The 21,920-nt window shown below is 43.1% G+C and carries 26 protein-coding genes; 12 read left to right on the top strand and 14 right to left on the bottom strand.

All coding sequences use genetic code 11. The annotated features are described in order from the left end of the window. The first annotated feature begins 22 nt into the window (after positions 1 to 22). Entirely contained in the window at positions 23 to 892 is an 870-nt protein-coding gene (locus HWQ36_RS20680) for an oxygenase MpaB family protein (protein WP_292705867.1), read from the top strand. 151 nt (positions 893 to 1,043) lie between these two features. On the opposite strand, the gene HWQ36_RS20675 is transcribed toward HWQ36_RS20680, so the two are convergent. The 3 genes from HWQ36_RS20675 to HWQ36_RS20665 all read right to left on the bottom strand — a co-directional run bounded on the left by HWQ36_RS20675 (position 1,044) and on the right by HWQ36_RS20665 (position 2,503). Further along, the gene (locus tag HWQ36_RS20675) at positions 1,044 to 1,745 is read right to left on the bottom strand and encodes a Uma2 family endonuclease (protein ID WP_292705865.1); all 702 of its coding nucleotides are present in this window, start codon (positions 1,743 to 1,745) and stop codon (positions 1,044 to 1,046) included. 87 nt (positions 1,746 to 1,832) lie between these two features. Beyond that, the gene (locus HWQ36_RS20670; RefSeq protein ID WP_292705862.1) at positions 1,833 to 2,252 is read right to left on the bottom strand and encodes a type II toxin-antitoxin system VapC family toxin; all 420 of its coding nucleotides are present in this window, start codon (positions 2,250 to 2,252) and stop codon (positions 1,833 to 1,835) included. Further along, positions 2,249 to 2,503 carry a hypothetical protein gene (locus tag HWQ36_RS20665; protein ID WP_292705861.1) on the bottom strand — a complete coding sequence of 85 codons (255 nt, stop codon included), beginning with the start codon at positions 2,501 to 2,503 and terminating at the stop codon, positions 2,249 to 2,251. Before HWQ36_RS20665 ends, HWQ36_RS20670 begins: the two co-directional genes overlap by 4 nt. Positions 2,504 to 2,638: 135 nt before the next feature. Here HWQ36_RS20665 and HWQ36_RS20660 point away from each other — a divergent pair, with 135 nt between their 5' ends. Next, a complete protein-coding gene (locus HWQ36_RS20660) occupies positions 2,639 to 3,703 on the top strand; it encodes a serine/threonine-protein kinase (RefSeq protein WP_292705859.1) in 1,065 nt (354 codons plus the stop codon). A 171-nt stretch (positions 3,704 to 3,874) separates the two neighbouring features. Further along, positions 3,875 to 5,329 (top strand): serine/threonine-protein kinase, encoded by a 1,455-nt coding sequence (locus HWQ36_RS20655; protein ID WP_292705856.1) that lies wholly within the window; start codon positions 3,875 to 3,877, stop codon positions 5,327 to 5,329. A gap of 335 nt (positions 5,330 to 5,664) precedes the next feature. On the opposite strand, the gene HWQ36_RS20650 is transcribed toward HWQ36_RS20655, so the two are convergent. The 3 genes from HWQ36_RS20650 to HWQ36_RS20640 form a co-directional block, all read right to left on the bottom strand. Beyond that, positions 5,665 to 5,862, bottom strand: coding sequence for a hypothetical protein (locus HWQ36_RS20650; RefSeq protein WP_292705853.1), 198 nt, complete (start codon positions 5,860 to 5,862; stop codon positions 5,665 to 5,667). 396 nt (positions 5,863 to 6,258) lie between these two features. After that, positions 6,259 to 6,621 (bottom strand): hypothetical protein, encoded by a 363-nt coding sequence (locus HWQ36_RS20645; RefSeq protein ID WP_292705850.1) that lies wholly within the window; start codon positions 6,619 to 6,621, stop codon positions 6,259 to 6,261. A gap of 160 nt (positions 6,622 to 6,781) precedes the next feature. Then, positions 6,782 to 6,985: a hypothetical protein gene (locus HWQ36_RS20640; RefSeq protein ID WP_292705847.1), complete on the bottom strand. Its 204-nt coding sequence runs from the start codon at positions 6,983 to 6,985 to the stop codon at positions 6,782 to 6,784. Between the two features lie 263 nt (positions 6,986 to 7,248). Here HWQ36_RS20640 and HWQ36_RS20635 point away from each other — a divergent pair, with 263 nt between their 5' ends. After that, positions 7,249 to 9,030, top strand: a complete 1,782-nt coding sequence (locus HWQ36_RS20635; RefSeq protein ID WP_292705845.1) for a M61 family metallopeptidase — start codon at positions 7,249 to 7,251, stop codon at positions 9,028 to 9,030. 132 nt (positions 9,031 to 9,162) lie between these two features. Here the strand turns inward: HWQ36_RS20635 and pyk are convergent, their stop codons facing one another. Further along, positions 9,163 to 10,932 (bottom strand): pyruvate kinase, encoded by a 1,770-nt coding sequence (gene pyk, locus HWQ36_RS20630; protein ID WP_292705842.1) that lies wholly within the window; start codon positions 10,930 to 10,932, stop codon positions 9,163 to 9,165. A gap of 379 nt (positions 10,933 to 11,311) precedes the next feature. On the opposite strand from pyk, the gene crtR reads away from it, so the two are divergent. Continuing rightward, positions 11,312 to 12,202, top strand: a complete 891-nt coding sequence (gene crtR / locus HWQ36_RS20625; RefSeq protein ID WP_292705839.1) for a beta-carotene hydroxylase — start codon at positions 11,312 to 11,314, stop codon at positions 12,200 to 12,202. A gap of 140 nt (positions 12,203 to 12,342) precedes the next feature. On the opposite strand, the gene HWQ36_RS20620 is transcribed toward crtR, so the two are convergent. Both HWQ36_RS20620 and HWQ36_RS20615 read right to left on the bottom strand, forming a co-directional pair. Continuing rightward, positions 12,343 to 12,669, bottom strand: a complete 327-nt coding sequence (locus HWQ36_RS20620) for a DUF5615 family PIN-like protein (RefSeq protein WP_292705837.1) — start codon at positions 12,667 to 12,669, stop codon at positions 12,343 to 12,345. After that, entirely contained in the window at positions 12,653 to 12,877 is a 225-nt protein-coding gene (locus HWQ36_RS20615; RefSeq protein WP_292705834.1) for a DUF433 domain-containing protein, read from the bottom strand. The genes HWQ36_RS20620 and HWQ36_RS20615 overlap by 17 nt, the downstream gene beginning before the upstream one ends. A gap of 192 nt (positions 12,878 to 13,069) precedes the next feature. Here HWQ36_RS20615 and HWQ36_RS20610 point away from each other — a divergent pair, with 192 nt between their 5' ends. The 3 genes from HWQ36_RS20610 to HWQ36_RS20600 are packed head-to-tail and all read left to right on the top strand — an operon-like array spanning position 13,070 to position 13,944. Beyond that, positions 13,070 to 13,366, top strand: coding sequence for a papain fold toxin domain-containing protein (locus HWQ36_RS20610; RefSeq protein WP_292705832.1), 297 nt, complete (start codon positions 13,070 to 13,072; stop codon positions 13,364 to 13,366). Positions 13,367 to 13,379: 13 nt separating this feature from the next. Then, a complete protein-coding gene (locus tag HWQ36_RS20605) occupies positions 13,380 to 13,745 on the top strand; it encodes a hypothetical protein (RefSeq protein WP_292705829.1) in 366 nt (121 codons plus the stop codon). 13 nt (positions 13,746 to 13,758) lie between these two features. Further along, the gene (locus HWQ36_RS20600) at positions 13,759 to 13,944 is read left to right on the top strand and encodes a hypothetical protein (protein ID WP_292705827.1); all 186 of its coding nucleotides are present in this window, start codon (positions 13,759 to 13,761) and stop codon (positions 13,942 to 13,944) included. A gap of 43 nt (positions 13,945 to 13,987) precedes the next feature. Here the strand turns inward: HWQ36_RS20600 and aroH are convergent, their stop codons facing one another. From aroH to HWQ36_RS20585, 3 genes are all read right to left on the bottom strand, one after another. Continuing rightward, the gene (aroH, locus tag HWQ36_RS20595) at positions 13,988 to 14,401 is read right to left on the bottom strand and encodes a chorismate mutase (protein WP_292705825.1); all 414 of its coding nucleotides are present in this window, start codon (positions 14,399 to 14,401) and stop codon (positions 13,988 to 13,990) included. Positions 14,402 to 14,517: 116 nt separating this feature from the next. Next, positions 14,518 to 15,339 carry a signal peptide peptidase SppA gene (gene sppA / locus HWQ36_RS20590; protein ID WP_292705822.1) on the bottom strand — a complete coding sequence of 274 codons (822 nt, stop codon included), beginning with the start codon at positions 15,337 to 15,339 and terminating at the stop codon, positions 14,518 to 14,520. A 542-nt stretch (positions 15,340 to 15,881) separates the two neighbouring features. Further along, the gene (locus HWQ36_RS20585; protein ID WP_292705819.1) at positions 15,882 to 16,178 is read right to left on the bottom strand and encodes a hypothetical protein; all 297 of its coding nucleotides are present in this window, start codon (positions 16,176 to 16,178) and stop codon (positions 15,882 to 15,884) included. Positions 16,179 to 16,763: 585 nt separating this feature from the next. On the opposite strand from HWQ36_RS20585, the gene HWQ36_RS20580 reads away from it, so the two are divergent. From HWQ36_RS20580 to plsY, 4 genes are all read left to right on the top strand, one after another. Beyond that, complete coding sequence (locus tag HWQ36_RS20580) at positions 16,764 to 17,561, top strand: MlaE family lipid ABC transporter permease subunit (RefSeq protein ID WP_292705816.1); 798 nt, start codon at positions 16,764 to 16,766, stop codon at positions 17,559 to 17,561. A gap of 144 nt (positions 17,562 to 17,705) precedes the next feature. Then, positions 17,706 to 18,122: a DUF3119 family protein gene (locus tag HWQ36_RS20575; protein WP_292705812.1), complete on the top strand. Its 417-nt coding sequence runs from the start codon at positions 17,706 to 17,708 to the stop codon at positions 18,120 to 18,122. 137 nt (positions 18,123 to 18,259) lie between these two features. Then, entirely contained in the window at positions 18,260 to 19,531 is a 1,272-nt protein-coding gene (locus HWQ36_RS20570) for a DUF3086 domain-containing protein (protein ID WP_292705809.1), read from the top strand. 291 nt (positions 19,532 to 19,822) lie between these two features. Further along, positions 19,823 to 20,494 carry a glycerol-3-phosphate 1-O-acyltransferase PlsY gene (plsY, locus tag HWQ36_RS20565; RefSeq protein ID WP_292705807.1) on the top strand — a complete coding sequence of 224 codons (672 nt, stop codon included), beginning with the start codon at positions 19,823 to 19,825 and terminating at the stop codon, positions 20,492 to 20,494. A 54-nt stretch (positions 20,495 to 20,548) separates the two neighbouring features. On the opposite strand, the gene HWQ36_RS20560 is transcribed toward plsY, so the two are convergent. Together HWQ36_RS20560 and HWQ36_RS20555 are read right to left on the bottom strand one after the other, a co-directional pair. Further along, positions 20,549 to 20,806: a hypothetical protein gene (locus tag HWQ36_RS20560; RefSeq protein ID WP_292705804.1), complete on the bottom strand. Its 258-nt coding sequence runs from the start codon at positions 20,804 to 20,806 to the stop codon at positions 20,549 to 20,551. Between the two features lie 59 nt (positions 20,807 to 20,865). Continuing rightward, positions 20,866 to 21,105, bottom strand: a complete 240-nt coding sequence (locus HWQ36_RS20555; RefSeq protein WP_012410606.1) for a hypothetical protein — start codon at positions 21,103 to 21,105, stop codon at positions 20,866 to 20,868. Between the last annotated feature and the right edge of the window lie 815 nt (positions 21,106 to 21,920).

Raw genomic sequence — 21,920 nt, 5'->3', positions numbered from 1 at the left:
ATTGAATACAGGGAAATTTTAGATGCTTCTCAATCGCTATAAAAATTTTCACTTAATTCAGCAACTTGATCCAGTGCAAGATCATTGCCGGATTTATAACTTGATGAATGGCTATGAGTTTCCTTGGGATATGACGCGATCGCTTGAAGTTGCTTTGATGCGAACTTATTGCGTTCCTAGTATTTCTAAATTGCTGAATCAGACAGGAGAATTTACCCATTGTCCGCAAAAACGCTACGATGATACGTCAATCATTGTTGGAGAGATGATTAAGTGGGGTTATGATAGCGATCGCGGCAAACAAGCCCTGCAACGCATGAATGCACTCCACGGACGCTTCAAGATTGACAACAACGATTTCCTGTATGTACTTTCAACTTTCATTTTCGAGCCTATTCGCTGGAATTCGCGGTTTGGTTGGCGGCTGATGTGCGAACAAGAAAAATTAGCGTCCTTTTACTTCTGGCGAGAAGTAGGTAAGCAAATGCAGATTCAGAATATCCCTGAAACCTACGAAGAATTGGAGCGCTATAACCTTGACTACGAACGCCAAAAATTTCGCTATTCAGATACAAATTGTCGAGTTGGGGAAGCTACACGCGATTTATTTTTGAGTTGGTTTCCTTCGTGGATGCGTTCTTCCATCAAGCCAGGTATCTACGCTTTACTGGATGACACAATGCTCGATGCCTTTGGTTTTCCCTATCCCTCGCCATTGCTGCGATCGGCTATGGTAAGTCTACTAAGAATCCGAGCTAAATTAATCCGGTTATTCCCACCTCGGAATCACCCTAATTTTTATATTGACTCTCCTATCCCCAGCTATCCCACTGGCTATGAAATTGCAAATGTGGGGCCATCGGAAAATGTTAAGCAGCAAAGCTCCGACTAACAAGTTTTAAGCGATAGCCAAAGACTTATGCTTCTGGTTCAATGCCTAGCGATCGCAATTGTGCTGTTATAAGACTACCTTTGCAGGATGTCTTGTTTACCATTCCCAGAGAAATCGACAATTGGTGCGATCGCACCCTTAAACCAAATACTTAAACCTCTGGTTCGATACCTAGCGATCGCAATTGAGCAGTTAAGCGATCGGCTCTTTCTTCGCCAGTCAACAATAAATTACCTTGCAAATCCCACCAGCGTAGCCAAGGTAATTCCATATTGTAATATTGTCCCTGCCAGATCCCTAACTCAACTCCTAAAGGATGTATGGGATAATGTCCCCGTTCATTTGCTGTTAATAACTGATATTGTCCACCAATTAATTCATAAACTTCCACACTGGCTTTATTCACTTCATAAATGCCGTAGAAAGGAGGACGAATCACCTGTTCATAAATCCAAAATTTCCCCTTCCAAGGAGTTTTGTCTCGCTCCTCAGTACCATCCCCAGAAACAAATTCTAATACAATTAATGGGGCAATAAACTCTCGCCATAATACATAAGACCTCCGCGTTTGTCCATCCAGAGTAGGTGGTACATTCCCTACATAGAACCAGTCGGGTGCTTCTGCACCTTTTTCTGGGGGGTCAGTGATGCGCCAGTAGATACCGCTATCTTGACCAATACAGTATTGCCCATCAGGATGACGTTTTTGCAATATCGGTTTAATAGAGTCTGTTAGGAGAATGCTTTGGGGATGTTCCTGAAAGTTTTTCACGAATGTACCGTCAGACTCTGGTAGCTGCGTATGGTCTGGGAACGGGGTAAGGGCGGTGGATGGATCGGTTGCAGAGGTCATAAGACTACCTTTGCAGGAGTTAAGGGTTGTTTTTTAGTTTAGCAGTGGAAGGAGGGAGATACCTGCGGTAGGCTACATCAAGGCTATCTAAATATTCTCCACCCATAAAAGATGACTGATGTAAGTACTGCTTCTCAGTGCATTGTAAAATTTTTCGTCTGCTGTTACCATCTGGCATTGTTGAGTAATAGCAAGGGCTAAGTATAAACTGTCATACACTGCACGATCTGTCTGAAGGGCAATATCTAGAGCAAGTAGCATTAAAGGTTGAGATAAGTACACCTCTACAGGAACTGCATTTAAATCTGCTAATATTTGTCTTGCATTTTCAGCCGTGTCTTCACCACGACGGACTCGTTTCCACAAGACGTTTCCCACTTCTGGGAAGAAAAAATCTGGAACTAAGAAAGTATGATTACTTGCTACTAAACGCCTAGCTGCATCAGAGTAGACTTCAGGAATGAACCACTTTATAGCAATGCTAGCATCTAAAACATACTGACTCACCGTTCTCTATCCTCGCGGATAAGTTCAGTACTATCACTGAAAATTTTTCCTGTATATCTAACTTGAGCGCGTACTACAGCTTCTCTAGTTCTTTCCATGTCGCCGCCAGTGTGGTAATGTGTCGCTTTTTCAGCCGCTTGTTGTAGGATCTGCTTTAGTTCCTCTTGCAAAGACCTACCGTGTTGTTTGGCAAGAGTTTCTAGCTTTTGTAGAATAATAGGATCTAAATTTTCAACTAAGATTTGAGCCATAATTCTATGGTTGTTTTTTCTCTGCTTTTATTCAAGATTTAAAATTAGTTTAGCAAGTGTAGACGCAAAGAGTCTTATTCTGAGACATAGCACTGTTTTTGTAAAGCTAGGTTCCAGTTCTTTAGGCTTTCTTATGTGAAAATTAATACAAATATTCTGGGAGTTGCAAAGATGGCTTGGGTAGCAGGTGATCAATTGCAAGGTGGCAAATATACTATTGAAAAAGAATTAGGAAAGGGACGGTTTGGTATTACTTATTTGGTAAAAAATAGGAATAGCGATCGCCAAGTCATTAAAACTTTAAATGATGATTTACTAAATTCCCTTAACCAGTTAGAGCGCGGACGGCTAAAGACAATGTTTTTGCGGGAAGCCTTAAAGCTTCAAAAATGTAAGCATAAGTATATTGTGGAGGTTGTAGACTCCTTTGAGGAAGCAGACCGTTTGTGTTTGGTAATGGAATATGTAGATGGAGTCAGTTTAGCTGACCGTCGCCAACAAATTCTTTCTGAACAAGAGGCACTACGGTATATTCAGCAAATTGGTGAAGCTTTAATAGTTGTGCATGAAAATCGATTGATTCATCGAGATGTACATCCGGGAAACATCTTTTTGCGGGTGCGAGAAGGACAACCGCAAGCGGTGCTAATCGATTTTGGTTTAGCTCTGGATTTTGACCACATCTTAACCACAAATCGAACTAAGGAAACTTCTGAGGGATTTACACCCCCTGAGCTTTATGCTCAACATACTAAACCAACAGGGGCATATAGCGATATTTATTCTCTGGCGGCAACTCTTTATGTGCTTCTGACTGGAAAAACCCCAGTGGATGTGTTTAAACGGAAGGTAGATAACGCTCGTTTAGTAGCTCCGAAAGAACACAATCTTCAGATTAGCGATCGCACCAACCGCGCAATTTTAACAGGTATGAAGCTAGATTTTAAGCAGCGTCCTCAATCAATGCGAGAATGGCTCGACTCTTTGGGATTAACAGGGGAAACTCCTCAGCCTGTCTCAACTGTATCCTCTAACACCAACTCAAATTGGGAGCGAAAAATCCAGATTTGGGGAGTGGTGATAGCTGCGATCGCTGCTTTTGTAAGCTTATTTGCAGCCATACCTTCTTGGATTCCTATTTTCAACCCATCTAATCAACCGTCACAGTCTCCCAGTCCATCATCTACAAAAACACCGTAGATTTAGCTCAACTTTCATTGTGTGTTGTGCAAAATTCTGCAAAACTGTATTATTTATGAAACACACTTAAGTCATAGAAAACACCCATATCCAGCTTTTTTAAACTGTTTTAATTACGAATTACGAATTACGAATTACGAATTACGAATTACGAATTATTTAGGGGTTTTCATGCCTTGGACAACTGGACAACGATTACAAGGTGGCAAATATGTAATTGATAAAGTCCTTGGACAGGGGGGATTTGGGATTACTTATAAGGCATTGCATGTTGAGCTAAACCGGACAGTTGTCATCAAGACACCCAATGAACATCTCAGCCACGATCCAGAATATGACAAGTATATAGACCGATTTATCCAAGAAGGGCGAACACTAGCACGCTTGTCTCAAGACCCACATCCTCACATTGTGGGAGTGATTGACTTGTTTAAGGAAGGTACTATCCACTGCTTGGTGATGGATTTTGTACCGGGAGAAAATTTATTTGAGGCAGTAAGACGCAGAGGGGCGTTACCAGAGATAGAGATTGTACCCTGTATCCGCCAGATTGGGGAAGCTTTAGTGGTGGTGCATCAGGCAGGTTTAGTACACAGAGATGCCCATCCCGGAAATATCATGTTGCGGAGTAATGGCAAAGCGGTTTTGATTGACTTTGGCATTGCTAAAGAATTAGTGCCTCAAACTTTGAGTTCAAAGGGCATTGCGGGTAATGAGGGATTTGCACCCTATGAGCAGATGAGCAGAGGCAGTCGAGAGCCAATAGTTGATGTTTATTGTCTGGCCGCCACACTGTATTATGGGGTGACAGGTCAACGCCCTACAACTTCTCTGGCTCGCAAGCTCGATAATGCTCCTCTGACTCCACCTAAACAAATTAATTCAAGCATCAGCGATCAATTAAATAAAGCAATTCTCAAGGGTATGGCGCTGGAGGCAAAAGACCGCCCTCAGTCAATGCACGCATGGTTGGCAATGCTAGAAGCACCAAAAGCAACCCTTAAACTAACTATCCTTTGGGGTTGCTTGACTAGTTTATTAGTACTTTATGGATTGATAGGCTACCTCCTAACTGTATCTCATGCTCCGTTCTTGACTGTTCCTTGGCCTGGTGCTGGGACTTGGACTGCGGTTATGGCTGTGGCTATAGCTATGGCTGGGACTGGGGCTGCGGCTGGAGATATTATTGTGGCTGGATATGTTTGGGCTTTGGTTCTGTTTGTGGTTATATTTTTGGTTGTGATAATTGGTAGGAGTGAGGCAGGGAGTGGGGTTGAGTCTGTGGCTTGGGCTATGGCTTGGCGTGTGAGTTTAGGTTTTGCTCTAGGTGGGGGTTTAGTTTTGTCTTTTATTGGGGCTGGGACTGGGGCTTGGGGTTGGGCTGGTGGGGCTATGGCTGTAGTTGTGGATGTGGCTGGGGCTGTGACTGGGGCTTGGGATTGGGCTAAAACTGGGAATTTTGCTGGGGCTGGGGCTGGGGCTGTGGCTGCGGTTGTAGTTCTCGCTGCTGGAGAACAGTTACAAAAATCCTTTAGTAATTTTCATACTTTTTTTATTTTGCTTGGCACTTCCGGTATAGGCTTAGTTTTAGGATGGCTAGGACAGTGGGTTTTTACGCGACCATAGTTTAAGCTAGTCAACTAGCAAAGGATTTTGGCTCTTCGGTTATTTTTATGGAAAATCTGGTTCAAAATCATTGAAAGCCTTATCCTATAAGCATTTCATTCAAAACAGCCGCATAATTCTTTATAACCCTTGCCCCCCAAGGGTTTTGTTACAATCAATCCTCAATCACCATAAAAGGGACGCAAGAGCCAGGATTTTGTAGCGGTTGTATCCGAAGATAAGAAATATCTAAACGACAAGCCTCTGGGCGTCTACGCACCTTTAAGCCACAGTCTAAAATCTTACGTTTTCGGATCAACGGTGAGCGATTGTTTGTTCTTTCGCTATTAAACGCATTAAAAAACCGATGGCGCAATTGTTGAGAGTTCCTTCTTTAATTCTTGTGACAAAGATTCCAAAAACATCATGTCATTGGTCATATCTGAAGCCTCATCATCATTCAAATTTTCTGTCTCTAATTGCTTTTGATAAGCTTCAATTCGATATTCGAGCGCCTCAACAATAAATCGAATTGCTTTAGGAGAAAAATTCACGTTCAACAACTCCCTTGCCGAGTGTATGTCTGAAGACAAGCCGCAGCGTTTCTACGCCATATTTCTTTAAAACTCAAGCGATCGCTTTTTAAATATTCTCCACCCACAGAAGATTATTTGCGTAGCCTAAAAGTACAGGTCATTTTTCCATTTATCCTTATCATATTCAGCGTGAGTTAAGCGATCGCCCAAAAGAGAGCCAATATAATACAGCGCTTCCGGCTATTATGCAATACAGTTTTTTTCCTTGCCCTCTCCTATCAAAGCTTTCAGATTTGGGAATGTACCTCATAGCTGCCGTAAGTGCTGTATTTATCGATTGGTTCACCACCTAACTAAGAATCTCCCGAATTCAAATCGGGAGAGTGTCAAAAAAACCCAAATGTATTGTCTTTATCAAATAACAACCTCTTGCTTAGACTTCCGCACTGGACGCTTGCGTTCGCTGCGACGAACGCCCCCTGCCATTTTATACTCATCGCTATTCTTGCCATACTTTGCAGCTACGCTGACTAAGACGTGTTCTGTTAGTTCCATCAGCGACTTTTCGGCTAATTCTAAGGCTCCCTGAGTTAGATCCACAGTGGAGAGGCTGGAGTTATAAACTTCCAACTTGTCCTGTGTTTTTTTGATGGCGGCGGCAAAGGTGTCAATACTGACTCCATTACCTAAATCTAAGGTGGAACTAATCGATTTCAAAGCGGCAATCCGACGCTGTGCCCTATCAAGTACTTTAGACCCACGTTTTGGACGTGACATAAATAACTTTCCTTTTCTTAATCATGCACTAGGATAAAAACTGACTTATATCCTTGTCTTTACACCATTAAGATAAACAAAATCGGGGTGATTAGCACCCGCAATATTCAGTATTGTTTAAAATATTTAGCACAAAAAATATTTTATTTATTGCGTGAATTTATTGAGATTTATCCGAATTCAATAAACGACTGCCCGAATTCAATAAGCGATCGCCCGAATTTAATAAACGATCGCCCGAATTTAATAAACGATCGCCCAAATTCAATAAACGATTGCCCAAATTCAATAAACGATTGCCCGAATTTAATAAACGATCGCCCGAATTCAAGAAACGATCGCCCAATACGCTTGAGTTAAGCATTTTTTCTTTTCTCTGTTTCCTCTGCGCCTCTGCGGTTCGTTAAAAATTTGACTTTGATAAAGAGTCTTAGCCTTACCTAAACTGTGTGAAAATTAATACAAATATTTTAGAAGTTGCAAAGATAGCTTGAGCAGTAGGCGATCGGTTGCAAAGTGGCAAATAAACTAAGTTCTGACTACCGCAGCCAATAAAAGCCGAAACTTAACATCCAAATTTGTCATCATGAGAGAAATTACCTATCGATTATTAACTCAGCACACAAGATGACTGAAGCAACAGCAACTCGTCCCAACGCATACATCCACGAAATCGGCCCGACGATTCATTACCTAGTAGCAATGTCTCAACCAGAAACCCATCTGTTTGAGGTGACTTTACGCATTGTCGATTACCCCTCGCCGATTCTCGATTTAAAATTGCCAGTATGGACACCCGGTTCCTACTTAGTTCGGGAATATGCCAAGAATTTACAGGATTTTGTGGCTTTTGCAGAAGATAAGCCTTTACCTTGGCGGAAAATCAGTAAAAATCACTGGCAGGTAGACAAAACGGGTGTTTCAGAATTAACTGTACGTTACCGCATTTTTGCCAATGAACTATCGGTACGAACAAATCACTTGGATGCTACCCACGGTTATTTCAATGGTGCAGCACTATTTTTTAGAATACCGGGCTGGGATAAGCAACCCATTCGCGTCACCATTGTACCACCACACCCGGAATGGCAGGTAACTACTGCTCTACCTCCCGTGGGTGAGGAAACAAATACTTTCTGGGCTAGCGATTTTGATACTTTGGTGGATACTCCTTTTGAGATTGGTTGCCACCAATTGTATAAATTTGAGGTCTTGGGAAAACCCCATGAATTAGCAATTTGGGGGAAAGGTAATTACCAAGTTCAGCAGTTGATTGCTGATATCCAAAAAATTATTCAGGTAGAAGCGCTGATGTTCGGCGGTTTACCTTATGAACGATACGTGTTTCTGCTACATTTATTTAGCCAAGCTTTTGGCGGTTTGGAGCATAAGGACTCTTGCTCGTTAATTTACCAACGTTTTGGATTTCGCACTCAGGAAAAGTACGATCGCTTTATCCAATTAGTTGCACACGAGTTCTTTCACTTGTGGAATGTCAAACGAATTCGCCCAAAAGCATTAGAGGTTTTTGATTATGACCAGGAAAACTACACACCATCATTATGGTTTTGTGAGGGTACTACTAGTTACTATGACTTGTTAATTCCTTTGCGGGCGGGAATTTTTGATGTTAAGTCGTATTTAAATAACTTGAGTAAAGAAATTACCAGATATGAAACGACACTGGGGCGCAAGGTACAACCAGTTTCCGAGTCGAGTTTTGATGCCTGGATTAAACTCTATCGCCCCGATGCCAATAGTGGTAATTCTCAAATTTCCTACTATTTAAAGGGAGAAATGGTATCGTTGTTGCTGGATTTACTAATTCGTTCCACTCACGACAATCAGCGTTCCCTCGATGACGTGATGCTGAAAATGTGGCAGCAATTCGGGAAAGATGAAATTGGCTATACTCCAGAACAGTTGCAGGAAGTCATAGAATCTGTCGCTGGAATCGATTTGACTGATTTCTTTAAACGCTACATTGATAGTACTGATGATTTGCCTTTCAATCAGTATTTAGAACCCTTTGGCTTACGGTTGGTAGCCGAACAGCAGGAAGAACCTTACCTGGGTGTGAGAATAAATACAGAGAATGGGCGGGAGATGATTAAGTTTGTGGAAACTGATTCACCTGCACAAATAGGGGGAATTGATGCAGGTGATGAGTTGTTAGCAATTGACTGGATTAAGTTAACGGCGAGTAGTTTAAGCGATCGCCTGAAAGATTACCAACCAAACGATACCATCCAAGTTACAGTTTTCCACCAAGACGAACTGCGTACTCATTCCATTACCCTCGCGTCACCACATCCTACTCGATATCAGGTAAAACCTGTCGATCATCCAAACTCCACACAGCAGAAAAACTTTGCTGGATGGCTGGGAGTTGCGATCGCAACTGTTTAATAAGGGCATTGGGAATTGAAAAGAGGCAGAGGGGCAGGGGGCTGCTCTTGCTGAGGGGAAAGAGGTAAAATTATTATTCTCCCCCTTGCCCCCTGCTCCCCTGCTCCCCTGCTTCTTCCCCATTCCCCAGCCTTAAGGCGTTCTCACCGCTCCAGAGTAAATCAAACCCCGTTGCAGATCCAGCGTTATAATCGCTCCATCTCGAATCACCTGCGTTGCCTGCTTCACGCCAACAATCACTGGCACACCGAGACGTAAGCCAATTACCGCCGCGTGACTTGTAAGACTTTCCTCTTCCGTAATAATCCCGGCAGATTTACGAATAGCCTCAACAAAATCGGCACTAGTGCGGGGTGCAACTAATATGTCTCCAGGATTAAAGTTACTAACATCCATCCCAGTATTAGCAACCCGTGCGCGACCACTCACTAAACCTTGTCCTAATCCAATTCCGTGACCTAGTACCGCCGTCACCACCTCTACCTTAATCAAATCTGTGGAGCCGGAAATTCCCTGGAGTGTGCCAGCAGTCATCACTACTAAATCTCCCTCAGACAGTAACTTCAACTCTTGAGCCACATTAATTGCAGCTTGAAATGTCTGGCCCGTGGAAGGTAATCCTAGCACCAATAGCGGTTTTACTCCCCACACCATTTGTAGCTGCCGCGCCACATTTACATGGGGTGTCACTGCTAAAATCGGTGTCTGAGGACGGAATTTAGAGACATTACGAGCTGTTGCCCCAGTTTGCGTTAAGGTCATGATCGCTGCTGCGCCTAGTTGCTCGGCAATTTGACCGACAGCCTGACTAATCGCATTAGGAATGGAGCGGCGGGAATCTCTTACGGAGCGCAAGTTTAAGTGTTGGGCTTCTTCCTGCTCCATCCGCTCGGCAATCCGCGCCATCGTCGCTACTGCTTCTACAGGGAAGCTACCCACAGCAGTTTCATTGGAGAGCATCACCGCATCAGTGCCATCTAAAATCGCGTTTGCCACATCCGACACTTCGGCGCGAGTGGGACGGGGATTGCTCACCATGCTGTCTAACATCTGGGTAGCGGTGATGATCGGAATCCCTAAGCGATTTGCTGTAGCAATTAGCCGCTTTTGGAGTACGGGAACGTCTTCTGCTGGCAATTCTACGCCTAAATCGCCTCTGGCAACCATCACGCCATCACACAAAGCCAGAACTGCTTCCATTTGTTCAATGGCTTCATGTTTTTCAATTTTGGCAACTACTGGAACTTGCTTGCCTGTACTGGAAATTAGTTCTTTAATTTCGATCATGTCCTGCGGATTGCGGACAAAGGAAAGTGCCACCCAATCTACACCTTGATCTAGACCAAACATCAGATCCTCTCGGTCTTTGTCGGTCATTGCCTTAATTGACAGGTAAACGCCGGGAAAGTTTACGCCTTTATTGTTAGAAAGTTTGCCAGGTACGGTGATGCGACAATGCAAATCACCTTTGTCCCGGTTAATCTCCTCCACCAGCATTTCGACTCGTCCATCATCGAGGAGAATTTTTGCACCAACTGGGACTTCTTCGGCTAAATAATCGTAGGTGACACAGCTAATTTCCTGAGTACCGACAACTGGGCGATTTGTCAAGGTGAAGCGATCGCCTTTTGCCAAAACTATAGACCCGTTGTCAAATTTCCCCAAGCGAATTTTTGGGCCCTGCAAGTCTTGGAGAATAGCCACTGGCTGATTTAATTCAAAAGCGGTTTGCCGAATTAAGCGAATACTACGCTGATGGTCGGCATGAGTTCCGTGGGAGAAGTTTAGCCGCAGCGTCGTGGCTCCCGCTTCAATAATCGCCTTGAGCATTTCAGGACTGCTAGTGGCGGGGCCAATAGTAGCGACAATTTTTGTCCGGCGCAGAGAATCTCTTAATTGCATAGGGGCTGAAGTGAGGGAGCTATCTGGGAAGTCATCGTAACTTAAGTTGCATCTCCTTTTCAGTCACTGCTATACCAATAGATATAAGCAGTTAGAGAGGTTTTATGGGAGAGTAAAGGCTGTGGGATAGACTAGACATAGTACATCAATCTTGTATCCATCCTCCCAACGAAAGAGTTTATCCCATCAACTTTTTGCCAATTGTCATACCCCACTTATCAGTGAAGACTAGGCTTCGTCTGGAATCATAGCGTTATTCATCTGCTGATATGCAAAGATGTAGATAAATCTTGCTATACAAAAGGTTACAAAACTTTATCCTTTCCTAATATTTATCGTATATTTGTAATGTTTGGTTAAGAAGGAGTCAATTTTAGAGATGATCGCATCGGAGGCACAAAAGCCACTGACAATCCCGCCCAAGGAATTTTTAGCGCCTCCTGGTGATTTTAATCCCACGCTATTGCTGTTTTTGGTAGCTGTAGCAATGCTGGTGTTATCTAACTTTGGTTACTGGCTTTGGGAATGGCCGCACTGGCTGTGCTTTAGCGTTAACACTATTGCTTTGCATTGTGCTGGGACGGTTATTCATGACGCTTGTCATCAATCAGCCCATCGCAACCGAGTGATGAATGCGATGTTAGGGCATGGTAGTGCATTGATGCTAGCTTTTGCTTTTCCAGTATTTACGCGAGTGCATTTACAGCATCATGGCCATGTCAACCATCCCAAGGACGACCCGGATCATTATGTCTCTACAGGTGGCCCGCTATGGCTGATTGCAGTGCGCTTTTTATACCATGAGGTATTTTTCTTTCAACGGCGACTGTGGCGGAAATACGAACTACTAGAATGGTTCATCAGCCGCTTGATTGTCGGTGTAATCGTTTATATATCAGTGCAGTATAACTTTTTGGGTTATATTCTGAATTTTTGGTTTATACCCGCTTTTGTAGTGGGGATAGCACTGGGATTATTTTTTGACTATTTACCCCATCGTCCTTTTGCAGAGCGCGATCGCTGGAAAAATGCCCGCGTTTACCCGAACCCAGTTCTGAATATCCTAATTATGGGACAGAATTACCACTTAATTCATCATTTGTGGCCTTCTATTCCTTGGTATAATTATCAACCTGTATACTATGTGATGAAGCCCCTGTTAGATGAGAAAGGGTGTTATCAAAGTTCAGGATTGTTGCAGAAAAAGGACTTTTTTGAGTTTGTTTACGACATTTTTTTAGGAATTAGGTTTCATCATCAAAAAGAATAGAGTTGTTGGAGGAAGCGATCGCCTTAAAATAATTCGTAATTCGTAATTCGTAATTCGTAATTAAGTTTTGTAATGGGGATTTAACCCCAACACAAAACTTACTGGTTACAGAACCGGGGGACTTAAACCCGAGGAACTTGTTAAAAATCTTCGATTTCAACAACCACACCGGGAGCGATCGTTTCTAGGACAGTGCGAACACTGGGTATCAATGGAAGTAAATCAGGTAGGCGATTACTAGACGCTACCAGAACAACGACCGCAACTCCAGCCTGTTGCAAGTTTTGCTGATATTGTAAGTTTTGGTCTATTGTGAGGAGAATCTTGAAACTCTCCTGGATCATCAGTTGCAACAGTTCGCCATTCTTTTTGCCTGACCATCCCATCTCTACAACTGTGCGTACCTCATAATCAGTGAGTTCACGCTTCAAGGGTCGTGGAACACACTCATCAAGCAGAATTCGCATAGGCGGTCAGCATTTCCTTTGCTAATTCGAGAGCGGCGATCGCTTGCTCACGACTGACACTGGGAAAGTGATCTAGAAACTCATCCAGTGAGTCACCTGCTTCTAGATAATCGAGCAAGGTTTTTATTGGCACACGAGTACCAACAAAAACAGGGGTTCCCCCCAATATATCGGGGTCGCTATGAACAACACGCGATGTGGATGTCATATAGTTAGCTTGTCAGCTACAGACTACCTTCTGATCCTAGCTCTGGTTGTCTTGGAAATCTCAGCATATATTCCATTTTACCTTTGCAGAGGGCGATCGCTGCGTCAGAAAACTACATCATGAGTAAGGCTAGCCTTCACAGTCAATGCGATCGCTCTCCAAACAAAGCCAAATCAGTAATTTTGGTTGGTGATGGATGCGATCGCCTTGCGCCAATTCCTCAGTGATCAAAACATTTCTGGTAAACAGGTTAGCCTCTTTACAGGTAGCACAGAAGACCCTTTCTGCAACATCTACCATGAACGCCTCCGACAAAACATCTCTATCAATGGGCGACATGAAGCGATCGCCGTTGAAATTGATGAACAAGAACTCATCTTTGACAACATCCACCCCGAAGGAATTTCCAGAGTAAACTGGATTAATAATCTATACTGCCCTGCCCAAGATTTAGGCGGCAATTTCCAAATCACCGAAACCGAATTTTAAGCTAGAGGGACAGATGGTTGATTTATATGACCTAATCTGCAATATAAAGAAACGTCCTGCCATGTATTTAGGACGAGCTTCCATTTCTAACCTCCGCACTTTTCTGGCAGGTTATTGCTTTGCCCGTCGCCAGATAGGAATCCCTCAAACACAACAAGAACAGCAATTTTCAGAATTTCAAACTTGGATTCAGCAGAGATTCAATTTAACTTCCAATCAGACTTGGGATCAGATTATTCTCTTTTTCTCCCAAGATGAACACACTGCACTAGAGCAGTTTTTCAAATTGTTTGACGAATTCACTCAAACAGAACATTCCAAAGAACTTCAACCGAATACAACGAATAATTTGATAGTGGTTTCAGGAACTCAACAGTAAAGGGAACTTGAACATGGATGCTTTAGTCCAAGAACTCGACAAAAAACTACGCCAATGGGAACCTGATATTGCTCAACAAGTGCGGCAATGCCTTGCAGAGATTATTGAACTGGCAGACCAGGATGCTCTAGATATTCTTAGTTCGAGAGTTGTTGAACAAGAAGTATTTGATTTGATGGATGAACCCGAAACCTGGTGAAGTGTGTCTTTTTTACCTGTTTTTGCGTAATTATTATGTAATTTTACACTTTTGACTTAACTGCTGGCTGTGAAGTTTGTAATGATTGGGGCAAACTCCAGTCGGGACGCAAGCTAGCGGCGTTGCGTAAATAAATATGATGAACCGAGGCGGAGGCTGGCAGATAGGCGTGGATTAAGAACCGAATGCAGCGCTGTAAGCTGCCTTCGACGTGCATTTGCTGCACATCCAACATGGCCACATTATCCCAACCAGGACGCGATCTAGCGATCGCAGCTGGAAAAATCGTATCCAAATCGCGTGTCACTGAGAAAGTCACACTAATCATGTCTGTCGGCTGGAATTGATTCCGATTTTCCAGTTCATCTAGTAGTTCTGTCACTACCTCTCGCATTGCCTCAACAGTATTTTCTGAAGCAGTTGTTGCTCCACGAATAGCCCGCATTTGCCACTCCACGCCAAAATCCTCCTAAAATTAGTCATTGGTCGTTAGTCATTAGTCATTGGTCATTGGTCATTTGACTTGACTCTGAACAAAGGACAAAGGACAAATGACCAATGACAAACAACCATTTATGGTCGATATAACCACAACGGTAAACCACTAGTAGAGACTTCAAATTCGAGCCAATCAATTCCAGATCGAATTCCTGATGAAACTTGACGACTTCCTGGCAGAAGGCGACTCAATAAGGGTTTACGTTCTTCTAGGGTATAGCAGAGAGTTTTTTCTGGATCAAGTCCGACTAATTCTGCTGTCCAGCGACGGGCATCTTCTTCTGTGCCCAGGCGGTCTACAACACCCAATTCTAGGGCTTGCTGTCCAGTAAAAATCCGACCATCGGCGAAACTTTTCACAGCTTCTACTGTTAAAGAACGGCCATCAGCTACCGTTTGGACAAACTGCTGATAACTTGTGTCAATCAACTCTTGCAAAATGTTTTCTTCTGGTTCAGTCAACTGCCGATCAAAAGCCAAAATGTCTTTGTAAGGGCCAGACTTAATTACCTGGAAGGAAACACCGATTTTTTCTAGCAAGCGTTCCAAGTTATTTCCACGCAAAATCACACCAATACTACCCGTAATTGTACCTGGGTTAGATACGATGTGTTCCGCTCCCATGCCGATGTAGACACCTCCAGAAGCCGAAATATTGCCAAAGCTAGCGACGATTTTAATTTTTTCGCGCAAACGCTTCAGGGCGCTGTAAATTTCTTGAGAATCTCCGACTGTACCGCCAGGGCTATCGATCCGCAGCAATAATGCCGGAAACTTTTTCTCTTCTACAGTTTTCAGTGCTTCTAAGACGCGTTTGCGAGTCGCACCGGCGATCGCACCAGTAATTTCAATCCGCGCAATTTGTTTTCTAAACCTGGGCTTAAACGGCCAAATCATGAGCTATAAACATTCCTCGTAATAAACTCAATATAAGATCCCCAGAGGTCATACGACCTCCTCTGCTCTGTTAAGAAACATGAGCAGGCATTGTGTTTATCAAGATTTTAAGGAAGTTTTTATATTTTGCAGTGAGTTTTATTTGATATTCTCAATGAATGGTAATAAATTCCTTAAAGATTGCAACCAACACAAAATGCCAAACTCTAGTTTAGCGTCCAATGTGGTGGTTTAGCACAGACTATTTTAGCTGTTTTGCATAATTAAAAGTTTCAAAGCCCTTATTTTACTAGCTTTTTGACTGTTTTAAGATTGGTTTCCTAAAGTCGGGCATACGGAACAATTATCAGTAATTAATAACTAATAACTAATTAATAATAGGTATTTAATTAATATTTTCGGTACTCAATTTAATTAATAAAAATTCATTCAGCAACACTAATCCCTGTTTAGGTTAAGGCCAGTAGTACTTTCATTGTGGGAAATATCAATTTTCCTTTGTTGTACGGTCCATGAACACCTGACGAAACTATTCACATCATTCAGGAGTCTATTCGTAAAATTTGATACCGATAGTAAACATACGTATCAAACAGTGACCCAACAAAACTACAGGTCAAGCTAATTACAAATAATCCCCGTAAGGGAGTCCCACTGCCAAAGGTGGCAAGAAAACGCATAATCTGAGTAGCGATCGCTTCAGTTAAATGTTGTAAACCTGGAAAGGAACCGATAAGGGATAAAAGCAGCAGTCCACCGCCAACGAGAAAGATGGGAGCGACAAAACTAAATATGACTGTAAGTAGTAAGGAGCGGAGAAAGTTGATGAAAATAGCCATTTATGACAAACTCCGTGAGTAGAGATGACAATAGCTAGATAGCGGTTTGTCATTTTCTACAATACGTGCGATCGCTCCTAAGCAGACAATCTGTCAAGAATCTTAAGTTTTCATTAAAAGAAGCGGCTACCAGTTACAGCCCGTGCTGGGGATATAAAAAATGCCTTAAATCTCCAAAACCCTTGCAAAATCAAGATTAAAACTAAGATTAGCACCCATCTATTGGTTTGCAGTACGTTTAATAACAGCTTCATTTTCTGAGAGCATCTTTAATCTAAGTTAATATTCAGCCCCGTAGGAGCGGAGAGTTAGGGGGATGAGGGGGATGTGGTTCGACTTCGCTCACCAACCGGGAGATGGGGAGCAGGGAGCAGGGGGATGAGGGAGACAAGGAGGACAAGGGGGACAAGGGGGAATTATTGAATAGTCTTCTTCCTTGTCTCCCCCCTCTTCCTTGTCTCCCTTGTCTCTTCTTCATCCCCTATGCCCCTGTGCCTCTTTTCCATTCCCCATTCCCCATTCCCCATTCCCTATCCCAACGACTTCCGCTATTCTTAAGGCAGTTACCGAGTTAGCTACAGAACATTGAACCAGACTACATCCAAATCCAGTTTAGGAGAATGGAGTCAGCGATTGCTGGCAGCGATTTTTCTGGGTGGACAAGTACTAGTTCACCTATTGAGAGGCAAAATCCATCGGCGCAACACCTTAGAACAAATGGCAGCAGTTGGGCCAGATTCCCTATTTATTGCCCTATTGACGGCTATTTTCGTCGGCGCGGTGTTTACCATTCAAGTGGCGCGGGAATTTATCAACTTTGGTGCAGGAAACATTATCGGCGGAGTGCTTTCTATAGCGTTGACACGAGAACTCTCTCCCGTGTTGACAGCAGTGGTTTTGGCAGGGCGAGTCGGTTCTGCCTTTGCAGCCGAAATCGGTACCATGCGCGTAACAGAACAAATCGATGCCATGTTGATGTTAAAAACAGATCCAATCGATTATCTGGTTATTCCCCGCGTTATTGCTTGCTGTTTAATGCTACCAATTTTAACCCTTCTGTCATTGATAACAGGGATGTTCGGAGGATTCATAATTGCGACAAATGTCTACAACCTATCTGATACGGTATTTCTAGACTCAGCCCGTACCTTTCTTGGGATGTGGGATATTATTAGCGCCATGCTTAAGGCGTGTTGCTTTGGCATTTTAATCGCCGTAATTGGTTGCAGTTGGGGGTTGACGACAACAGGAGGAGCCAAAGGAGTAGGACAGTCAACCACAACTGCTGTTGTGACTGCCTTGCTGATTATATTTGTTAGCAACTTCTTTCTTTCTTGGTTAATGTTTCAAGGACTTGGCAGTGCATTTTTGAAAGGCTTATAAAAGTCAGGAGTGAGTATTTAGGAGTTAGGAGTTAGGAGTTAAGAGTTATGAGTTAAAACTCCTCACTCTTGTACAGACGCAATTAATCGCGTCACTCTTGTACGATTAATCGCGTCTCTACTTCTGACTCCTAAAATAAGAGATATGCCTACTAATAAAGCAGGATTTAAAACTGTGACCAGTTCATTTGCTCCTAACTCCACATCAACTGTGGAACTCAAGCCTAGTTACAATATACCTATAGTATTGGTGATTACCGCTATTCCACTACTGTTGGTACAACCGTGGATAGGCGCTGTTTTCACACTGTTTGGCTTGTTTCTCATGTTTCAGGCGTTAACGCTGCGGTTGCAATTTACCGTTACCGACTTAGATATTTACAGAAGTGAAAAATTGATTCGGCGCTTTCCCTACCGGGAATGGCAAAACTGGCGGGTCTTCTGGAATGGAGTCCCCATTTTGTTTTACTTTAAAGAAATTAAAAGTATTCACTTTTTGCCGATTTTATTTGACCCCAACACCTTGAAAACTTGCTTAGAACAACGTTGTCCGCGTATTTAGTGCTGAGTGCCACGAGTGCTGAGTCGTTTTGCTCTCAACTCATAACTCAGCCCTCGTGACTCAGGACTTTTATAGCAAGTTAATTGTAATATTTCTGAAAGCTATTTATTCGCGTCATAGGAATTACACTATTGTTTATGAACCCAGAGGCATCTCAAACCCCAGAACCAATTGATGAGCGGTTGGCAGAAAAAGAAGAGCAAAACAATGCAGTTGAACATCCAGTCAATCCATCTGTTGAGTCAGTGGGAGAAACAGGAGTTAGCTCATCAGAAAACTACGCAACTTTTGAGCCACTCATCTCCAATGCAGAAGTGGTAGATACTACAGTAGAGCTAACAGAAAATTCAAATGGCGAGTTTGTAGCGCAGTTGGAACCGGAAAGTACCACACTGGGGTCAGAAATAGAATCAGGAAATCATTCGTTATATACAGAAGTAGAGCAGCGCGTAGCAGAGTTACAAAGCGCTGAAGCAGCCCTCAAGGAGGAAATAGTTAAGCTGCAAGCTTCTTACAAAAACCTTCAGGCACAAGTAAGTGAAACTCAAACCTCACTGGGACGAATTGTGCAAGAGTCACTGATACAGTTAGAACAACGCAAACAAACTCTGCAAATTTCTGTAGAACAATTAGAACGCCGTCAAGAACGTATCCGCAACGAGATGCGAACCACTTTTGCTGGTACATCCCAAGACTTGGCAATTCGGGTGCAGGGTTTTAAAGACTATCTCACGGGTAGCTTACAAGATTTGGCTGTTGCGGCTGAACAGTTGCAACTAACGCCAAGTGTGGTGGAACGAGAAAAACCACCTGTAAAAGAGGCTAAATCTGTTGAACCCCAACCTGGAATACCGCAATTTGCCCAACAGCAGTTTCAAGATACTACAAAGCAAATTCGCCGCCTAATTGACCAATACCGCAATAAACCAGATTACTACGGCCCAGCATGGCAACTACGCCGAACCTTTGAACCAATCCATGCAGAACGAGTCTCGAACTGGTTTTTTACCCAAGGGGGACGGGGTGGTTTGCGGACAATGGGTAGCCGCTTACAAAATATTCTGATTGCCTCAGCTGCAATTTCGATATTACACAAGCTGTATGGCGATCGCATTCGTACTTTAGTCTTAGCTAATACACCGGAGCGATTAGGTGAATGGCGGCGCGGCTTGCAAGACTGTCTGGGAATCGGTCGCCCAGATTTCGGCCCAGACCGAGGTGTGGTATTATTTGAGGCATCTGATGCTCTCGCTCAGAAAGCAGACCGATTGACGAAAGCCAATCAATTACCCTTAATTATCATTGACGATTCAGAGGAGCAAATCAGTTTGTCACTGCTGCAATTTCCTCTGTGGTTAGCTTTTGCTCCTGACCCCAAAACCGTGAGAAACTATGATGATGACTTTTAATTAGTCATTTGTCATTGGTCATTTGTCATTGGGCATTGGGCATAGCAATTCTATGTGAGACTGGACTTTATTTATGTAGGGGCAATTCATTAATTGCCTCTCTAGTACAGTACGGCGGAAATAGACAGACCATTTGAAATGTCTAAAACCCTTACGCAACGGGAATTACGAATTACGAATTACGAATTACGCGAAGCGGTACTAGTATGTAGTTCTGTGTAATTGCTATAGGTGCATTTTCTTTCAAGAAATGGTATTAAGAGATATTTCTCTAGATTTTTAAATTTTATTATGGCTATCTGGTTAACTCTGTGCGGCGTAATTGTGCTTTTAGCCTACCTACTGGGTTCTTTTCCCACTGGGTACATTGCTGTGAAGCAGTTAAAAGGTATTGATATTCGGGAAGTTGGTTCAGGTTCCACTGGCGCAACTAATGTACTAAGAACTTTGGGGAAAGGGCCAGGAGCATTCGTTTTAGTACTTGATTCCTTGAAGGGAGTATTAGCGATCGCTCTAGTTTACTGGTTATTCACAATTCAAAATTATATTCCCCCAACGGTAGATGCACAAGTGTGGCAACCGTGGATAGTTATCTTAGCTGGGTTAGCTGCAATTCTGGGACATAGTAAATCGATTTTTTTGGGCTTTACTGGTGGTAAATCTGTTGCTATTAGCTTGGGGATTTTATTGGCCATGAGTTGGCAAGTAGGTTTAGCAACAGCCGGTGTGTTTGCCGTCGTTGTGGGGATATCGCGGATTGTCTCTTTGAGTTCAATTGTAGGTGCGATCGCTGGTTCCATTTTTATGGTAATTTTGCATCAACCGTTACCCTATATTCTGTTTGGGATTGCCGGTGGATTATATGTAATTTTGCGCCATCGCCCTAATATTGAACGACTGTTTGCTGGTACTGAGCCAAAAATTGGACAAAAGACAGCGACAGAACCAGAACAAACTGCATAATTTACCAACTGCAAATAGATATATTTTTTTCCCTGTTTCAGCCAAGGGTTAAGTTTAAGAATTAACGTTCCCTTTCATTAAACGGTGGATGAGGCGGCAAGGCCAGAAAAAAGCTCCACAGATACTTACTGAAGCGACGGCGGCCACAACTCGCCAAGTCGAGTTAGTCCCAGTGGCAGACTCTGAAGGGTGAGTTTCTGTACTTTTAGCTAGTTCTGGCACTGAACGAGATAGCTGGCTGGCTGTACTCACCCCTTCAATTGCGGCTCCAATTAGATAAGCTACTAGGGCGATTACTAGCCAGTGATTCATAATATTCAACTGTTTGAACTCTGAGCGTATGCTTGGCAGTGAGCAATCGATTTCTCGTGCTAATGATTGCCGCCTTGCCCGAAGGATAATCGACCTTCAGCCGTATCACGAATGAGAGGGAGTTTAGATTTTATATAAGTATTGAGGCTGCTATCTGCCTGGGCATCAATAACCTGCTTTGCTTTTAACTGCTGGAGGAGTAATTGTACTAAAGCAGCATCGTCAAAATGGAGCAGGGTGTTGACCTGGGTGGACTCGATTACAGCCCAAAGCTGTTGCATCATTTTCGCAGTCACCATGAGTCTGTAACCTCTTAAGCTTTTCTTTATATTTACACAGATTTTGAATTTGTGCTTGGTTTTTATCTGAAGAATTATAAAGATGTCAGCTTAAAATGCCTGAGTAAGCCAATATGGTTAAGTTATAGCGTACTTCAATTGATTGAAATACAACCCTCCCCATTCATGATTCTTTACCGTAACGGTGGTGTATAGGGGTTCTCAATTGTATGGAATAGAGAGCTAGCGCCGTGTGCAACTTTCTTTCAAACCTAACCCCCAGCCCCTTCCCTACAAGGTAAGGGGAGTAAGAATCAAAGCCTCTTGACCTTTCGGGGAGAGGAATGGAAGTGGGGTTCTAAGAATAAGTTGCACATCGCGTGAGCTAACAAGAATAGACCCAACCCTCGCTTGTAGCCTCTCTTCTTTAGGACTTACGCAAAACTACACGCGGTAGAGGCAATTCATGAATTGCCCCTACAACAGATGTGGTTCAAATACATGAAAAGTGCTGTAAAGTAAGGACTTTAGCTAATTCCAAAAGAAGCCTTTCGCTCTATATGTACTCAGATGAGCGATGAAGCCACAATGCAGATATAGCCATTTTCAATCTGGTGAGGTACAGGTATGCAAATAGACCTAACCCACTAACCCCCAACCCGTTGCGGGAAGGGGGAACAATTTTGACCTCTCTCCTTTTAGGAGAGAGGTCAAAATTGTACTTCACTAGACCGAAAACCGCTATATCTATAAGCATCCAATACGGTTCGGTTAAGATCCCCGGGAGCATCCCGTTTTGGCGGATCGCCCTCAGACTAGAAGTCTGGGGCTATACA

This window comes from Nostoc sp. NMS2, assembly GCF_017115105.1.
Classification (GTDB): Bacteria; Cyanobacteriota; Cyanobacteriia; order Cyanobacteriales; family Nostocaceae; genus Nostoc.
Note: the sequence above shows the minus strand (reverse complement) of the source record. Positions and strands in the feature narration are given on the sequence as shown.

Coding starts and splice junctions, on each gene's coding strand:
- HWQ36_RS20680 (WP_292705867.1), top strand. CDS start 23: ATGCTTCTCAATCGCTATAAAAATTTTCACTTAATTCAGCAACTTGAT.
- HWQ36_RS20675 (WP_292705865.1), bottom strand. CDS start 1,745: ATGACCTCTGCAACCGATCCATCCACCGCCCTTACCCCGTTCCCAGAC.
- HWQ36_RS20665 (WP_292705861.1), bottom strand. CDS start 2,503: ATGGCTCAAATCTTAGTTGAAAATTTAGATCCTATTATTCTACAAAAG.
- HWQ36_RS20655 (WP_292705856.1), top strand. CDS start 3,875: ATGCCTTGGACAACTGGACAACGATTACAAGGTGGCAAATATGTAATT.
- HWQ36_RS20645 (WP_292705850.1), bottom strand. CDS start 6,621: ATGTCACGTCCAAAACGTGGGTCTAAAGTACTTGATAGGGCACAGCGT.
- HWQ36_RS20640 (WP_292705847.1), bottom strand. CDS start 6,985: ATGCTTAACTCAAGCGTATTGGGCGATCGTTTCTTGAATTCGGGCGAT.
- HWQ36_RS20635 (WP_292705845.1), top strand. CDS start 7,249: ATGACTGAAGCAACAGCAACTCGTCCCAACGCATACATCCACGAAATC.
- pyk (WP_292705842.1), bottom strand. CDS start 10,932: ATGCAATTAAGAGATTCTCTGCGCCGGACAAAAATTGTCGCTACTATT.
- crtR (WP_292705839.1), top strand. CDS start 11,312: ATGATCGCATCGGAGGCACAAAAGCCACTGACAATCCCGCCCAAGGAA.
- HWQ36_RS20620 (WP_292705837.1), bottom strand. CDS start 12,669: ATGCGAATTCTGCTTGATGAGTGTGTTCCACGACCCTTGAAGCGTGAA.
- HWQ36_RS20615 (WP_292705834.1), bottom strand. CDS start 12,877: ATGACATCCACATCGCGTGTTGTTCATAGCGACCCCGATATATTGGGG.
- HWQ36_RS20610 (WP_292705832.1), top strand. CDS start 13,070: ATGGATGCGATCGCCTTGCGCCAATTCCTCAGTGATCAAAACATTTCT.
- HWQ36_RS20605 (WP_292705829.1), top strand. CDS start 13,380: ATGGTTGATTTATATGACCTAATCTGCAATATAAAGAAACGTCCTGCC.
- HWQ36_RS20600 (WP_292705827.1), top strand. CDS start 13,759: ATGGATGCTTTAGTCCAAGAACTCGACAAAAAACTACGCCAATGGGAA.
- sppA (WP_292705822.1), bottom strand. CDS start 15,339: ATGATTTGGCCGTTTAAGCCCAGGTTTAGAAAACAAATTGCGCGGATT.
- HWQ36_RS20585 (WP_292705819.1), bottom strand. CDS start 16,178: ATGGCTATTTTCATCAACTTTCTCCGCTCCTTACTACTTACAGTCATA.
- HWQ36_RS20575 (WP_292705812.1), top strand. CDS start 17,706: ATGCCTACTAATAAAGCAGGATTTAAAACTGTGACCAGTTCATTTGCT.
- HWQ36_RS20570 (WP_292705809.1), top strand. CDS start 18,260: ATGAACCCAGAGGCATCTCAAACCCCAGAACCAATTGATGAGCGGTTG.
- plsY (WP_292705807.1), top strand. CDS start 19,823: ATGGCTATCTGGTTAACTCTGTGCGGCGTAATTGTGCTTTTAGCCTAC.
- HWQ36_RS20560 (WP_292705804.1), bottom strand. CDS start 20,806: ATGAATCACTGGCTAGTAATCGCCCTAGTAGCTTATCTAATTGGAGCC.
- HWQ36_RS20555 (WP_012410606.1), bottom strand. CDS start 21,105: ATGGTGACTGCGAAAATGATGCAACAGCTTTGGGCTGTAATCGAGTCC.